The sequence below is a fragment of the Bacillus sp. JAS24-2 genome, from assembly GCF_008274905.1.
Classification (GTDB): domain Bacteria; phylum Bacillota; class Bacilli; order Bacillales; family Bacillaceae_G; genus Bacillus_A; species Bacillus_A cereus.
On the sequence record NZ_CP031068.1, the window covers coordinates 12,501 to 27,500 of the forward strand.

The following is a 15,000-nucleotide window of genomic DNA, read 5'->3' on the forward strand; positions in this document are numbered from 1 at the left end:
GTAGGCGAGGAGAGAATCCTAAGGTGTGCGAGAGAACTCTGGTTAAGGAACTCGGCAAAATGACCCCGTAACTTCGGGAGAAGGGGTGCTTTCTTAACGGAAAGCCGCAGTGAATAGGCCCAAGCGACTGTTTAGCAAAAACACAGCTCTCTGCGAAGCCGTAAGGCGAAGTATAGGGGGTGACACCTGCCCGGTGCTGGAAGGTTAAGGAGAGGGGTTAGCGTAAGCGAAGCTCTGAACTGAAGCCCCAGTAAACGGCGGCCGTAACTATAACGGTCCTAAGGTAGCGAAATTCCTTGTCGGGTAAGTTCCGACCCGCACGAAAGGTGTAACGATTTGGGCACTGTCTCAACCAGAGACTCGGTGAAATTATAGTACCTGTGAAGATGCAGGTTACCCGCGACAGGACGGAAAGACCCCGTGGAGCTTTACTGTAGCCTGATATTGAATTTTGGTACAGTTTGTACAGGATAGGCGGGAGCCATTGAAACCGGAGCGCTAGCTTCGGTGGAGGCGCTGGTGGGATACCGCCCTGACTGTATTGAAATTCTAACCTACGGGTCTTATCGACCCGGGAGACAGTGTCAGGTGGGCAGTTTGACTGGGGCGGTCGCCTCCTAAAGTGTAACGGAGGCGCCCAAAGGTTCCCTCAGAATGGTTGGAAATCATTCGTAGAGTGCAAAGGCATAAGGGAGCTTGACTGCGAGACCTACAAGTCGAGCAGGGACGAAAGTCGGGCTTAGTGATCCGGTGGTTCCGCATGGAAGGGCCATCGCTCAACGGATAAAAGCTACCCCGGGGATAACAGGCTTATCTCCCCCAAGAGTCCACATCGACGGGGAGGTTTGGCACCTCGATGTCGGCTCATCGCATCCTGGGGCTGTAGTCGGTCCCAAGGGTTGGGCTGTTCGCCCATTAAAGCGGTACGCGAGCTGGGTTCAGAACGTCGTGAGACAGTTCGGTCCCTATCCGTCGTGGGCGTAGGAAATTTGAGAGGAGCTGTCCTTAGTACGAGAGGACCGGGATGGACGCACCGCTGGTGTACCAGTTGTTCTGCCAAGGGCATAGCTGGGTAGCTATGTGCGGAAGGGATAAGTGCTGAAAGCATCTAAGCATGAAGCCCCCCTCAAGATGAGATTTCCCATAGCGTAAGCTAGTAAGATCCCTGAAAGATGATCAGGTTGATAGGTTCGAGGTGGAAGCATGGTGACATGTGGAGCTGACGAATACTAATAGATCGAGGACTTAACCATATAATATGTAGCAAATGTTATCTAGTTTTGAAGGAATATGCCTTCATAGTTTGGTGATGATGGCAGAGAGGTCACACCCGTTCCCATACCGAACACGGAAGTTAAGCTCTCTAGCGCCGATGGTAGTTGGGACCTTGTCCCTGTGAGAGTAGGACGTCGCCAAGCAACTAAAAACACAAGTCATTTGACTTGTGTTTTTTTATTTCCCATGAAATAGATTTGGTTCCATTAATAAAAAATTTGAAATATAGTAAGGGATTTTTTGAGCAGAAATACTTAGAAATTGATAAATAAATGGATAATCTTCAGAACCATAACTGCCAAGTAAGTCATACCACCAATCTGTTTCATACCTAGAAATCATGCTTAAATTATAGAGCAATAAATAATGAATGAGGAGTTCAGGTAATATTGGCTTAGGATTTCTAGGATCAGTCGTAAGTGGCAAATAATAAGTATTAGTAAGATGTTCATAGTATAAAGGAGTACTGTACATAGGATTCCATGATTGAACGGGCGCCGTAAAAAGTAAATTCGATTCATTAGTCTTCTCAGGTACGTGCTGTATTGATAAATGCTTACAAGATGTTTCAATGTAACGAGAAAATCTCTCTTTAGTCATATGTAATCGATCTAGTAGGTTGACTGAAAAGGAGAGCTCATTTTTAATTGTTGAATCGATTTTATATAAAGTTGATCCTTTCTGACTATAACGAAATAAATTTTGTAATTCTGGAATATTTCCCATTAGTTCTAACATGTTAAATTTTTCTGCTTCTAAGTGTTTCATGTGAAACAGTTGTTCTGCAACATGAGTAAATAATCCGTTTTTTTGTACCTTCACCTCATCTTCTAAAAATTGATACCCTTGTTTTTTTCGTTTGCGAGTTGTAACGCCATGAGCTAAAACAGTAGTGGATTCAGGATAGTTAGGGTCAATAGTTAGTAGGCATGCTTTAAAAAGTTGACTAATTCCATAAAATAACAACATTGGTTGAATGGAAAATGGAGCTGTCTTATATAATTCATAATAATTTTTCCCGTGTTCTAAGTAATAAATAAAGGGATAACAATTTTCAAAACTTTTTTTTTCGGCATCCTGAATAGAGGATTTTTCGTAACAACGGGCAAGATAACGTTGTACGTTTTGAGATGAAAAAAAGAAACTTAACTGCTGCCAAGTACAAGATGTTTGATGCATATATTACGCTCCTTTTATTGTCTAAAAATTCTAACATATATATACGTCCTTGACAGTATTTTAACCAATTGATAAGCTACTAATAATAATTTCTGGTATCATAGGGGGAACAATTATGTGGGAATCTAAATTTGTTAAAGAAGGTTTGACTTTTGATGATGTATTACTTGTACCAGCTAGGTCAGATATATTACCAAGAGAAGTAAGTGTTAAAACAGTTTTATCTGAAAGCTTACAGCTAAATATCCCGTTAATTAGTGCAGGAATGGATACAGTAACAGAAGCTGACATGGCTATTGCAATGGCTCGCCAGGGTGGTTTAGGAATTATTCATAAGAATATGTCTATTGAGCAACAAGCAGAGCAAGTTGATAAAGTAAAGCGCTCTGAAAGCGGCGTTATTTCAGATCCTTTCTTCTTAACTCCAGAACATCAAGTATATGATGCAGAACATCTTATGGGAAAATATCGTATCTCAGGTGTACCAGTTGTAAATAATTTAGATGAGCGAAAATTAGTTGGTATTATTACAAACCGTGATATGCGCTTCATCCAAGACTACTCAATCAAAATTTCTGACGTAATGACAAAAGAACAATTAATTACAGCTCCAGTTGGTACTACACTGGAAGAAGCGGAAAAGATCCTACAAAAGTATAAAATTGAAAAACTCCCTCTTGTTGATAATAACGGTGTATTACAAGGGCTTATTACAATAAAAGATATTGAAAAAGTAATTGAATTCCCAAACTCTGCTAAAGATAAGCAAGGACGCTTATTAGTTGGAGCAGCAGTTGGTGTAACAGCGGATGCTATGCTTCGCATCGATGCATTGGTAAAAGCTAGTGTAGATGCAATTGTACTTGATACAGCACATGGGCATTCTAAAGGTGTTATTGATAAGGTAAAAGAAGTTCGTGCTAAATATCCATCACTAAATATTATCGCTGGAAATGTTGCTACTGCTGAAGCAACGAAAGCACTAATTGAAGCTGGTGCAAACGTAGTTAAAGTTGGTATTGGACCAGGTTCTATTTGTACAACACGCGTTGTAGCCGGTGTTGGTGTACCACAATTAACTGCGGTTTATGATTGTGCAACAGAAGCTCGTAAACACGGCATTCCAGTTATTGCTGATGGCGGTATTAAGTACTCTGGTGATATGGTGAAAGCCTTAGCGGCAGGAGCACATGTTGTTATGCTAGGTAGCATGTTTGCAGGTGTTGCAGAAAGCCCTGGAGAAACTGAAATTTACCAAGGTCGTCAATTTAAAGTGTATCGTGGTATGGGTTCTGTCGGTGCGATGGAAAAAGGAAGTAAAGATCGTTACTTCCAAGAAGGCAATAAAAAACTTGTCCCAGAAGGTATTGAAGGACGAGTACCATATAAAGGACCTTTAGCAGATACAGTTCACCAATTAGTTGGTGGCTTACGTGCAGGTATGGGATATTGCGGAGCACAGGATTTAGAATTCTTACGCGAAAACGCACAATTCATTCGTATGTCAGGTGCTGGCTTACGTGAAAGTCATCCTCATCACGTACAAATTACAAAAGAGGCTCCAAACTACTCATTATAATGTCTTATATACAAATAGACAGAGATTTGATATCTCTGTCTATTTTTTTTTGATTATGTTAGAATAACGGTTATGTGAGTACATAGATATTGGGGGTAGCAAAAGTGAAAGGTATGTTTTGCAAAAGATTCATTGCTTTGGTAACAGTGCTTACACTAGCTTGTAGCATTTTTATGCCATATAGCAATGCATCAGCTGAAACAGGAGCCGCTTTAAACATTGAAGCAGGTGCGGCAATTTTAGTAGAAGCGAATTCTGGGAAAATTTTATATCAAAAGAATGCAGATGAATTATTATCCATTGCTAGTATGACAAAGATGATGAGTGAATATTTAGTTCACGAAGCAGTGGATAAAGGAAAACTTAAGTGGGACCAGAAAATTAAGGTTTCTGAATATGCATATAAGGTTTCACAAGATGCTTCATTATCAAATGTTGCATTAGAAAATGGTGGCTCTTATACAGTAAAAGAGTTATACGAAGCAATGGCAATCTTTTCTGCAAATGGTGCAACAATTGCATTAGCAGAAGCAATTGCAGGTAAAGAAGTAGACTTCGTAAAAATGATGAATGATAAATCGAAAGAACTAGGGTTGAAAAATTATAAATTTGTCAATTCTACAGGTTTAACGAATAAAGATTTAAAGGGAATGCATCCTGAAGGAACAACAGCGGATGAAGAAAATAAAATGTCTGCAAAGGATGTTGCAACTTTAGCACAACATTTAATTAAAGATTATCCAAAAGTGTTAGATACAGCAAAAATCCCTAAAAAAGAATTCCGTCCAGAAAAAGAGAAGTTTGCAATGTCGAACTGGAACTGGATGTTAAAGGGCTTAGTTAAAGAATATGATGGCGTAGATGGCCTAAAAACAGGCTCAACTCCAGAGGCAGGAGATTGCTTCACTGGTACGGTTGAAAGAAACGGAATGCGTTTTATTTCTGTAGTTATTAAAACAAGTTCTCATACAGCACGTTTTGATGAAACAAAGAAGCTATATGATTATGGATTTGCTAACTTTGAAGTAAAACAAATGTATAAAAAAGGTTCTTCAGTAAAAGGACAAGAAACAGTACGAGTAGAAAATGCGAAAGATAAAGATGTAGCAGTTCAAACGAAACAAGCTATTTCACTTCCAGTGCCAAAAGGAAGTAAAGATGTTTATAAAACGGAATTAAAAGAATCAAGCAAGGGACAAGAAGCACCTATTAAAAAGGGAGCTGCGCTTGGTCAAATGGTAATTACGCCAAAAGATACAAACGACCCTGGATTTTTAACTGGTAAGTCACTGCAAGTGGATCTTGTAACAACATCTGAAGTAGAAGAAGCAAACTGGTTTACTCGTGCTATGCGCGGAATTGGTTCATTCTTTAGTGGCATGTGGAATAGTGCTGTTGATACAGTAAAAGGTTGGTTTTAAAAGCTCCTCATGATAGGAGCTTTTTTTTATTCCTATTTTTCATACCGACTTTATGAAAAAGTAGTAGACAAGCATCTGATAGTTAGTGGTAGAATGTAAGAGTATTCTTAATTTTCGCCTTTAACGGGGGAAAGCAATTCACCTAGGGGGGTTTTTGTACATGACAAATGTAACAGGGACAGAACGTGTAAAACGTGGAATGGCAGAAATGCAAAAAGGCGGCGTTATTATGGACGTAGTTAACGCTGAACAAGCAAAAATTGCAGAAGAGGCAGGCGCAGTTGCCGTTATGGCATTAGAGCGTGTACCAGCAGATATTCGTGCAGCAGGTGGCGTTTCTCGTATGGCAGACCCAACAATTGTTGAAGAAGTTATGGGTGCGGTGTCAATTCCGGTTATGGCAAAATGCCGTATCGGTCACCTTGTAGAAGCACGTGTATTAGAATCATTAGGGGTAGACTATATCGATGAGAGTGAAGTATTAACTCCTGCTGATGAAGTATACCATTTAAATAAACGTGATTACACAGTTCCATTTGTATGTGGTTGCCGTGATATCGGAGAAGCTGCACGTCGTATTGCAGAAGGTGCATCTATGCTTCGTACAAAAGGTGAACCAGGAACAGGAAACATTGTAGAGGCAGTGCGTCATATGCGCCAAGTCAATGCAGAAATCCGTCAAGTTGCGAGTCTACGTGAAGATGAGTTAATGACATATGCAAAAAATACTGGCGCTCCTTACGAAGTATTACTTGAAATTAAACGTCTTGGTCGCTTACCAGTTGTAAACTTTGCGGCAGGTGGTGTAGCAACACCAGCAGATGCAGCATTAATGATGCAACTTGGTGCTGATGGGGTATTTGTTGGATCTGGTATCTTCAAATCAGAAAACCCAGAGAAATTTGCACGTGCAATCGTTGAAGCAACGACTCATTATGAAGATTACGAACTAATTGCAAGCCTTTCTAAAGGATTAGGTAATGCAATGAAGGGTGTCGAAATTTCAACGTTATTACCAGAACAACGCATGCAAGAGCGTGGATGGTAATTAAAGGAGAACTTTAAAATGGTGAAAATCGGTGTACTAGGTCTTCAAGGTGCAGTTCGTGAGCATGTAAAATCAGTTGAAGCAAGTGGTGCAGAAGCTGTTGTTGTAAAGCGTATAGAGCAACTTGAAGAGATTGATGGTCTTATTTTACCAGGCGGTGAAAGTACAACAATGCGCCGTCTTATTGATAAGTATGCTTTCATGGAACCACTTCGTACATTTGCAAAGTCTGGTAAACCAATGTTTGGTACATGTGCAGGGATGATTCTTCTTGCGAAAACACTTATTGGCTATGAAGAAGCACATATTGGTGCTATGGATATTACAGTTGAGCGCAATGCGTTCGGACGCCAAAAGGATAGTTTTGAAGCTGCGCTTTCAATTGAAGGCGTGGGTGAAGACTTCATTGGTGTATTTATCCGTGCGCCGTATGTTGTAGAAGTAGCTGATAATGTTGAAGTGCTTTCTAAGCATGGTGACCGAATGGTAGCGGTAAGACAAGATCAGTTTTTAGCTGCTTCATTCCATCCGGAATTAACAGATGATCATCGTGTGACAGCATACTTTGTTGAAATGGTAAAAGAAGCGAAAATGAAAAAAGTTGTATAAGTAACTTGCAACTTGTATAAGATTATAGTAAATTGATGGTAACAATTTTATAAAATAAGCGTGTTGATAGGAAATAGTAACAAATGTCGTTTCTTATAGAGAGTCGATGGTTGGTGGAAATCGATAGAAACAGTTTGTGAATCCATCCTGGAATGGAATGTGGAATATCTTTTGGATTAGTAAGCATTCCCGGTGAAGAGCCGTTATTTCTACTTGAGAGGAAAGCGGTAATGCTTTCAACTAGGGTGGCAACGCGGGTTAACTCCCGTCCCTTTATATAGGGACGGGAGTTTTTTGTGTTTTATAAAATAAAAGGAGGAGTATATAATGCTTGATATTAAATTTTTACGTACAAACTTTGAAGAAGTAAAAGCGAAATTACAGCATAGAGGCGAAGATTTAACTGATTTCGGCCGTTTTGAAGAACTTGATACGAGAAGAAGAGAACTACTTGTTCAGACAGAAGAATTAAAAAGTAAACGTAACGAAGTATCTCAACAAATTTCTGTATTAAAGCGCGAAAAGAAAGATGCAGAGGCTCTAATTTTAGAAATGCGTGAGGTTGGAGAAAAAGTAAAGGATCTTGATAACGAACTTCGTACAGTTGAAGAAGACTTAGAAAGATTAATGTTATCTATTCCAAATATCCCTCATGAATCTGCTCCAGTTGGTGAAACAGAGGATGATAATGTAGTAGCACGTACTTGGGGAGAAGTGAAAGAATTTACTTTTGAGCCAAAACCACATTGGGATCTTGCTACTGATTTAGGAATTTTAGATTTTGAACGCGCTGGGAAAGTAACAGGAAGCCGCTTCGTATTTTACAAAGGTGCTGGTGCAAGATTAGAGCGTGCTTTAATTAGCTTTATGCTTGATCTTCATACTGATGAGCATGGATATGAAGAAGTATTACCTCCATATATGGTAAACCGTGCAAGTATGACGGGAACAGGACAACTTCCAAAGTTTGAAGAAGATGCATTCCGTATTGAAAGTGAAGATTACTTCTTAATTCCAACAGCTGAAGTACCTGTAACGAATATGCATCGTGATGAGATTTTAAATAAAGAGCAATTGCCTATAAGATATGCTGCATTTAGCTCTTGCTTCCGTTCTGAAGCAGGTTCAGCTGGTCGTGATACACGTGGTTTAATTCGCCAGCATCAGTTCAATAAAGTAGAGCTTGTGAAGTTCGTAAAACCAGAAGATTCTTATGAAGAATTAGAAAAATTAACAAATGATGCAGAACGCGTGTTACAATTATTAGAGTTGCCATATCGCGTTATGAGCATGTGCACAGGCGATTTAGGATTTACAGCAGCGAAGAAATACGATATTGAAGTATGGATTCCAAGCTATGGCACATATCGTGAAATTTCTTCTTGTAGTAATTTTGAAGCTTTCCAAGCGAGACGTGCAAATATCCGTTTCCGCCGTGAGCCAAATGGAAAACCAGAACATGTTCATACATTAAATGGATCTGGTCTTGCAATCGGACGTACGGTTGCAGCTATTTTAGAGAACTACCAACAAGAAGATGGTACAATTATAATTCCAGAAGTTCTTCGCCCTTATATGGGAGGAAAAACAGTTATTAAGTAAATTTAAACATTCATCGGTATGAGTGATTGGTAATTATGAGCGTTGTCAGTACTGTAATGTAGGAAGGGAAAAGTAAAATTTTCCTTTCCTCATAATTTATTTTAGTAGGGTTGACTAACTGTTTTTCTTTTGATATTATATTTGATGTCAATATGGAGGTATACCCAAGTCTGGCTGAAGGGATCGGTCTTGAAAACCGACAGGCGGCGAGAGTCGCGCGGGGGTTCGAATCCCTCTACCTCCTCCAGATATAATTGACAACAGCGCATATAAGTGGAGATTGGAGAACTCGTTACCAACACGTAACGAGTTTTTATTTTAAAACCAATCATAAAGTATGGTGTAAGGTAATTTTGTCCTTATTACACACTCATATTCCGATGATTATCTTCATAGATATGAAAGGAGTCAACATGGATCTTATTATACAAACGTTTCCTTTAGATGGAAAAACTTTATATTATGTACAATGTCCTGTCTGTAAGAACAATAGAATTTTAAACAGTGGTGCAAACGTATCACGCATTATTAGTGATGATACATTCCGTAAACTTTGTGGTTGTACTTGTGATGTAAAACAAGCTACGAGTAAAGTAGAGGCGCCAAAACAAGTTAAAAAAGCAGCTGTAAAGAAAGCGGCGGCTCCAAAACGTACAGGTAAAGTATTAACGGCAGTAATTAACGGGAAAGAAATGACTGTTAAAGAGATTGCTGAAGCATACGATATTAGTACAAGTACTGTTCGTCAGCGCATTAACGCAGGAAAACCTGAGAGTGAAATTATTGCTCCAACAAAGAAGAAGTAATTTAATAGGAAAACCCGTGCATATGCACGGGTTTTTTATTTTACAAGTTTACGTGTTTGTTTTAAAAAATGGCCAATTTTTTTAATGATTGGTTCGATTGAATCACCATCTTTTAAAATATCGTACTCATTAATATTTAAGCGTAATACAGGGCATGAATTAAAGTTGTTAATCCAGTTTTCATAACGTCCATGCATTTCTTTCCAGTACTCAATTGGTGTTTGCTGTTCCATTGGGCGCCCGCGTTCTTGAATACGATCGACAATATCATCGAAAGAACCTTCTAAGTAAATTAATAAGTCTGGATGAGGGAAGTAAGGAGTCATGACCATAGCGTCAAATAAACCTTTGTATGTTTCATAATCAGTTTCCGTCATTGTTCCTTTTTCATGATGCATCTTTGCGAAAATTCCAGTGTCTTCGTAAATGGAACGATCTTGAACAAAACCGCCACCATATTCAAAAATTCTTTTTTGTTCCTTAAATCGTTCTGCTAAAAAGTACACTTGTAGGTGGAAGCTCCAACGAGTGAAGTCCGCATAGAACTTGTCCAAATATGGATTGGAATCTACTTTTTCAAATGATGTGCGATAACCTAAAGCATTAGCTAATGCAGTTGTCATAGTTGATTTACCCACACCTACCGTTCCGGCGATAGTGATTACTGCGTCATTGGGTATATCATATTTTTGCCTTAAATTCATTATTATTTCGACTCCTTTAAGAGAGTATTTTGAAGGGCAGATAGGATGACGTTTAAATCATCAGGATTTTTTACAAAATCCATATCGTCTCCATTAAATTTCAATACTGGTATTTCCGGATGATCTTTTTTAAAAGCATCCATTGCTGTTTCATAATCTTTTGTGAGCTGTAGTAAGTAATTTGGATCCATGTTTTTTTCAAATTCTCTTCCGCGCATGGCGATTCGTTTTTGCAATGTTTCTAGGCTAGCTGTTAAATAAACAATGACATTTGGCACAGGCATATCTTGTGTAAGGATACGATAAATTTGCATGTATTTGTCATATTGGGAGTCTTTTAATGTGCGGGATGCAAAAATTAAATTTTTAAAGATATGGTAATCCGCTACTACTGGTTTCCTTTGATTCAAATACTTTATGTTAATGTCTTCTAATTGTTTGTATCTATTACAAAGAAAGAACATCTCTGTTTGAAAACTCCATTCGTCGATGTCTTCATAGAACTTTCCTAAAAAGGGATTTTCATCAACAATCTCTTTTAGTAAGTGGAGTTGCATGTGAGTTGAAATTTCCTTCGCAAGTGAAGTTTTTCCAACACCAATTGGTCCTTCAACCGTGATAAATGGTACTCCGGTCACGCTGTTTCCTCCTTTCAATCAGTGATTTACCGTGACTACTAAAAACACAAAACAGAATTATTGTAGCACAAGAGGGAAGCGAGCGGGTTAATTTGATATAAAAAGTTAGAAAATAGATATATGTATTAATTAAATTTTATTTTGGTTGATGATGTTATAGTTGCTTTCAATGTAGTTTCCATTATTTTTAAAGCATGTATATTATCTTGGTCGTTGTTAGAGGCGATACAATCCTCTGGTACATACAATGTATAATTTCTCATATGAGCATCATTAGCTGTAAATAGGATACATATATTTCCGGCAACCCCTGTTAATATTAGATTTTCTATTTTTAAATAACCTAGTAATGAATTTAAAGGTGTTTCATAAAAAGCGGAATAATGTGGTTTAATAAAAATGTAATCATCAGAACTTGGAGCAATCTTATGGATTATGTTTTCGCTATATTCATTTGTACAATGAGTAATAAGTTGGTCGATATCAGATCTCCACAGTTGATAATGGTCATTAACGTAAATTATAGGACAGCCGAAGGATTTCATTTTTTTCTTTAATTGTAAAATAGGGTTTGTTATAATTTCACATTTTTTAGCTAGAATGGGTCCGTGGGAAAATTGAAAGTCATTAATCATATCGATAATGAGCAAGGCGGTATTTTTCATATGTAATCCCCTCTCTTTTTTCTTTTAGGGTGGATTGAATTTGTAAAAGTTATCCCCTGTGTAGTAAATGGAAATAAGTGTACTTTATTTGTAGTGAAAGGACTATGTTATGGAACAAGATCAAGATATTTATTTTATGCAATTAGCGATAGAAGAAGCTAAAAAGGCAGAGGAAATACAGGAAGTACCAATTGGAGCAGTTATAGTGTTAGATGGTGAGGTAATTAGTGTTGCCCATAATTTAAGGGAAACTGAGCAGAGATCAATAGCTCATGCTGAGTTGCTAGCGATAGATGAGGCGTGTAAAAAATTAGGGACATGGCGTTTAGAAGATGCAACATTGTATGTAACATTAGAACCTTGTCCAATGTGTGCAGGTGGAATTGTTTTATCACGAGTGAAGCGAGTTGTATATGGTGCAAGTGATCCGAAGGGCGGATGTGCAGGGACATTGATGAATCTTTTAACGGATGAACGCTTCAATCATCAATGTGAAGTAGTATCTGGTGTACTAGAGGAAGAATGCGGTACGTTGTTAACAAGCTTTTTTAGAGAGCTTCGTAAAAAAAGAAAAGCAATAAAAAAATTAGAGAAGAATACTGGGAACTAACGTATTTGCATTTTATAAAGAAACAAGTTATACTGATAATGCCTTTAATGAAGGCAACCGAATATTGGTTTTAACTTTGCCGTGCTAAGCGGGGAGGTAGCGGTGCCCTATACTCGCAATCCGCTCTAGCGAGGCCGAATCCCCTCTCGAGGTTATGTTGCTGTAAGGTCTGCCTTAAGTAAGTGGTGTTGACGTTTGGGTCCTGCGCAACGGGACCCCGTGAACCTTGTCAGGTCCGGAAGGAAGCAGCAATAAGCGGGTCTTCTCGTGTGCCGCAGGAGTGCCTGAACCGAGCTAACTGCTTGAGTAACGCTTATGGTACGTAATCGACGGAGGGTGCACGGCAGTTATATATGTATACAAAACTCACCTTAATACAAAGGTGAGTTTTTTGTATAGAAAATAACTTTTGGAATCTATAAACAGAATGGGTTATAATAAATGAGATAATAACCTTTGAGGGAGGCCGTATTTTCGTGTCATACCAAGCGTTATACCGAACATGGAGACCGCAAAAGTTCGAAGATGTAGTCGGTCAAAAGCACGTGACAAAAACGTTGCAAAATGCCCTTCTTCAAGAGAAAGTTTCACATGCTTATTTATTTTCTGGCCCGAGGGGAACAGGAAAAACGACAATTGCAAAAGTATTTGCAAAAGCAATTAACTGTGAACATGCTCCGGTAGCTGAACCTTGTAATGAATGTCCTTCTTGTTTAGGAATTACACAAGGATCCATTTCAGATGTATTAGAAATTGATGCGGCTTCAAATAACGGTGTAGATGAAATTCGAGATATTAGAGATAAAGTAAAATATGCTCCAAGTGCTGTAGAATATAAAGTATACATTATTGATGAAGTTCACATGCTTTCTATGGGTGCATTCAATGCGCTTTTAAAAACCTTAGAAGAGCCGCCAGGACATGTTATCTTTATTTTGGCGACAACAGAACCTCATAAGATCCCGCCTACAATTATTTCACGTTGTCAGCGTTTTGAATTCCGAAAAATATCAGTGAATGATATTGTTGAGAGATTATCAACGGTCGTGACAAATGAAGGTACGCAAGTGGAAGATGAGGCATTACAAATTGTTGCGCGTGCTGCTGAAGGTGGTATGCGTGACGCACTTAGTCTTATTGATCAGGCTATATCTTATAGTGATGAGACCGTTACGACAGAAGATGTATTGGCCGTAACAGGATCTGTTTCTCAGCAATACTTAGGCAATTTAGTAGAATGCATACGTGAAAATGATGTATCAAGAGCATTGCAAATCATAGATGAAATGATGAGTAAAGGGAAGGATCCAGTTCGTTTTATGGAGGATTTCATTTACTATTATCGTGATATGCTTTTATATCAAACTTCACCGCAACTAGAACATATGTTGGAACGAGTAATTGTAGATGATCAATTCCGTAAGTTGAGTGAAGAAATGCAACCGGAAGTGATCTATGAGATTATTCATACCCTTAGTAAGGGACAACAGGAAATGAAGTGGACAAATCATCCGCGTATTTTCTTAGAAGTTGTTATGGTGCAATTGTGTCAACAGTTTATGGTGCAAGCAAATGGTACAGATCGTTTGCAAGCAATTATGAACAGGATGCAGCAACTGGAGAAAGAGTTAGAGCAAGTTAAAAAGAACGGTGTGCCAGCTGGTATACAACAGGAAGTAAGAGAGACACGTGCAACACCAAAGCCGGTAAGAACAGGAAGTATGAAGATTCCTGTCGGACGTGTAAATGAAGTATTAAAACAAGCGAAGCGTCAAGATTTAGAACAATTAAAAGCTGTATGGGGTGAGTTGTTAGGAAGACTCAAATCATATAACAAAGTAGCGTTTGCTGTTTTACTAGAAAATAGCGAACCAGTGGCAGCTTCAGATGACACTTACGTTTTAGCATTTCAATATGAGATTCACTGTAAGATGGCGAGCGAAAATCGAGAAGCTATGGATACAGTAGAACAAGCTTTATTTGAATTGCTAAGTAAAAGGTTAAATATGATTGCCATTCCAAAAAGTGAATGGGGTAAAATCCGTGAAGACTTTTTACAACGTGAAGGTGGAGAGTCTGAAGAAAGCCCAGAGAAAAAGGAAGATCCTCTTATAGAAGAGGCAGTGAAATTAGTAGGGCAAGAACTCATTGAAATAAAAGAGTAATAATAATTAGGAGGAATTAATTATGATGCGTGGCGGAATGGGAAATATGAATAACATGATGAAACAAATGCAAAAGATGCAAAAGGACATGGCGAAAGCACAAGAAGAGCTTGGTGAAAAAACAGTTGAAGGTACAGCTGGCGGCGGAATGATTACAGTTATCGCAAATGGTCACAAGCAAATTCTTGAAGTGAAGATTAAAGAAGAAGTTGTAGATCCAGAAGATATCGAAATGCTACAAGACTTAGTATTAGCTGCAACAAATGATGCACTTAAAAAGGCTGATGAGCTTTCAAACTCTACAATGGGTAAATTTACAAAAGGCTTAAACTTACCAGGTGGAATGTTCTAGGAGGATATTGATACATGCATTATCCAGAACCAATATCAAAACTAATCGATAGTTTTATGAAGTTGCCAGGTATCGGACCGAAAACAGCGGTTCGATTGGCATTTTTCGTATTAGATATGAAAGAAGATGATGTGTTAGGTTTCGCGAAAGCACTTGTAAATGCGAAGCGAGATTTAGCGTACTGTTCTGTATGCGGACATATTACTGATCGTGATCCTTGTTATATTTGTAATGATTCACATCGAGATCAATCAGTTGTTTGTGTCGTACAAGAACCGAAAGATGTAATCGCGATGGAAAAAATGAAAGAGTATCAAGGTGTATATCATGTGTTACGTGGTGCGATT

The 15,000-nt window shown here is 38.5% G+C and carries 14 protein-coding genes, 1 tRNA gene, 2 rRNA genes, 1 other RNA gene and 1 other annotated feature (2 of these 19 running past the window's edge); of the genes, 14 read left to right on the plus strand and 4 right to left on the minus strand.

What is annotated here, in order from left to right:
• Both DN407_RS00050 and rrf read left to right on the plus strand, forming a co-directional pair.
• A 23S ribosomal RNA gene (locus tag DN407_RS00050) occupies nucleotides 1-1,253 on the plus strand (it extends 1,669 nt beyond the left edge of the window).
• A gap of 49 nt (nucleotides 1,254-1,302) precedes the next feature.
• Nucleotides 1,303-1,418: ribosomal RNA gene (rrf, locus tag DN407_RS00055) — 5S ribosomal RNA — on the plus strand.
• 34 nt (nucleotides 1,419-1,452) lie between these two features.
• Here rrf and DN407_RS00060 read toward each other — a convergent pair.
• Nucleotides 1,453-2,454 carry a YaaC family protein gene (locus DN407_RS00060; protein ID WP_000554289.1) on the minus strand — a complete coding sequence of 334 codons (1,002 nt, stop codon included), beginning with the start codon at nucleotides 2,452-2,454 and terminating at the stop codon, nucleotides 1,453-1,455.
• Nucleotides 2,455-2,569: 115 nt separating this feature from the next.
• Here DN407_RS00060 and guaB point away from each other — a divergent pair, with 115 nt between their 5' ends.
• The 7 genes from guaB (at nucleotide 2,570) to DN407_RS00095 (ending at nucleotide 9,519) form a co-directional block, all read left to right on the plus strand.
• On the plus strand, nucleotides 2,570-4,033 hold the full coding sequence (gene guaB, locus DN407_RS00065) for an IMP dehydrogenase (RefSeq protein ID WP_000264088.1): 1,464 nt from the start codon (nucleotides 2,570-2,572) through the stop codon (nucleotides 4,031-4,033).
• 113 nt (nucleotides 4,034-4,146) lie between these two features.
• Entirely contained in the window at nucleotides 4,147-5,454 is a 1,308-nt protein-coding gene (gene dacA / locus DN407_RS00070) for a D-alanyl-D-alanine carboxypeptidase DacA (protein ID WP_125653127.1), read from the plus strand.
• A gap of 160 nt (nucleotides 5,455-5,614) precedes the next feature.
• Entirely contained in the window at nucleotides 5,615-6,502 is an 888-nt protein-coding gene (gene pdxS / locus DN407_RS00075; protein ID WP_000186165.1) for a pyridoxal 5'-phosphate synthase lyase subunit PdxS, read from the plus strand.
• Nucleotides 6,503-6,520: 18 nt separating this feature from the next.
• A complete protein-coding gene (pdxT, locus tag DN407_RS00080) occupies nucleotides 6,521-7,111 on the plus strand; it encodes a pyridoxal 5'-phosphate synthase glutaminase subunit PdxT (RefSeq protein WP_000238783.1) in 591 nt (196 codons plus the stop codon).
• Between the two features lie 54 nt (nucleotides 7,112-7,165).
• Nucleotides 7,166-7,387: a binding site (T-box leader), on the plus strand.
• 51 nt (nucleotides 7,388-7,438) lie between these two features.
• Nucleotides 7,439-8,713, plus strand: coding sequence for a serine--tRNA ligase (gene serS, locus DN407_RS00085; protein WP_000884186.1), 1,275 nt, complete (start codon nucleotides 7,439-7,441; stop codon nucleotides 8,711-8,713).
• 154 nt (nucleotides 8,714-8,867) lie between these two features.
• A tRNA-Ser gene (locus DN407_RS00090) sits at nucleotides 8,868-8,960 on the plus strand.
• A 166-nt stretch (nucleotides 8,961-9,126) separates the two neighbouring features.
• The gene (locus tag DN407_RS00095) at nucleotides 9,127-9,519 is read left to right on the plus strand and encodes a sigma factor-like helix-turn-helix DNA-binding protein (protein WP_000364196.1); all 393 of its coding nucleotides are present in this window, start codon (nucleotides 9,127-9,129) and stop codon (nucleotides 9,517-9,519) included.
• Nucleotides 9,520-9,554: 35 nt separating this feature from the next.
• On the opposite strand, the gene DN407_RS00100 is transcribed toward DN407_RS00095, so the two are convergent.
• From DN407_RS00100 to DN407_RS00110, 3 genes are all read right to left on the minus strand, one after another.
• Entirely contained in the window at nucleotides 9,555-10,223 is a 669-nt protein-coding gene (locus DN407_RS00100; RefSeq protein WP_001053585.1) for a deoxynucleoside kinase, read from the minus strand.
• Nucleotides 10,224-10,225: 2 nt separating this feature from the next.
• A complete protein-coding gene (locus DN407_RS00105; RefSeq protein WP_000148218.1) occupies nucleotides 10,226-10,861 on the minus strand; it encodes a deoxynucleoside kinase in 636 nt (211 codons plus the stop codon).
• A gap of 125 nt (nucleotides 10,862-10,986) precedes the next feature.
• A complete protein-coding gene (locus tag DN407_RS00110; protein ID WP_000798712.1) occupies nucleotides 10,987-11,526 on the minus strand; it encodes a cysteine hydrolase family protein in 540 nt (179 codons plus the stop codon).
• Nucleotides 11,527-11,635: 109 nt separating this feature from the next.
• Between DN407_RS00110 and tadA the strand changes: the two genes are divergently transcribed.
• From tadA to recR, 5 genes are all read left to right on the plus strand, one after another.
• Nucleotides 11,636-12,136: a tRNA adenosine(34) deaminase TadA gene (tadA, locus tag DN407_RS00120; RefSeq protein WP_000434332.1), complete on the plus strand. Its 501-nt coding sequence runs from the start codon at nucleotides 11,636-11,638 to the stop codon at nucleotides 12,134-12,136.
• 79 nt (nucleotides 12,137-12,215) lie between these two features.
• Nucleotides 12,216-12,480, plus strand: an RNA gene (gene ffs, locus DN407_RS00125) — signal recognition particle sRNA large type.
• Between the two features lie 132 nt (nucleotides 12,481-12,612).
• Nucleotides 12,613-14,301 carry a DNA polymerase III subunit gamma/tau gene (gene dnaX / locus DN407_RS00130; RefSeq protein ID WP_098286276.1) on the plus strand — a complete coding sequence of 563 codons (1,689 nt, stop codon included), beginning with the start codon at nucleotides 12,613-12,615 and terminating at the stop codon, nucleotides 14,299-14,301.
• Between the two features lie 25 nt (nucleotides 14,302-14,326).
• Complete coding sequence (locus tag DN407_RS00135) at nucleotides 14,327-14,653, plus strand: YbaB/EbfC family nucleoid-associated protein (protein WP_014894853.1); 327 nt, start codon at nucleotides 14,327-14,329, stop codon at nucleotides 14,651-14,653.
• Between the two features lie 14 nt (nucleotides 14,654-14,667).
• Nucleotides 14,668-15,000, plus strand: the 5' portion of a protein-coding gene (gene recR / locus DN407_RS00140) for a recombination protein RecR (protein WP_000559169.1). It continues 264 nt past the right edge of the window; the window shows 333 of its 597 coding nt (coding positions 1-333); it begins with the start codon at nucleotides 14,668-14,670; its stop codon lies off the right edge, out of view.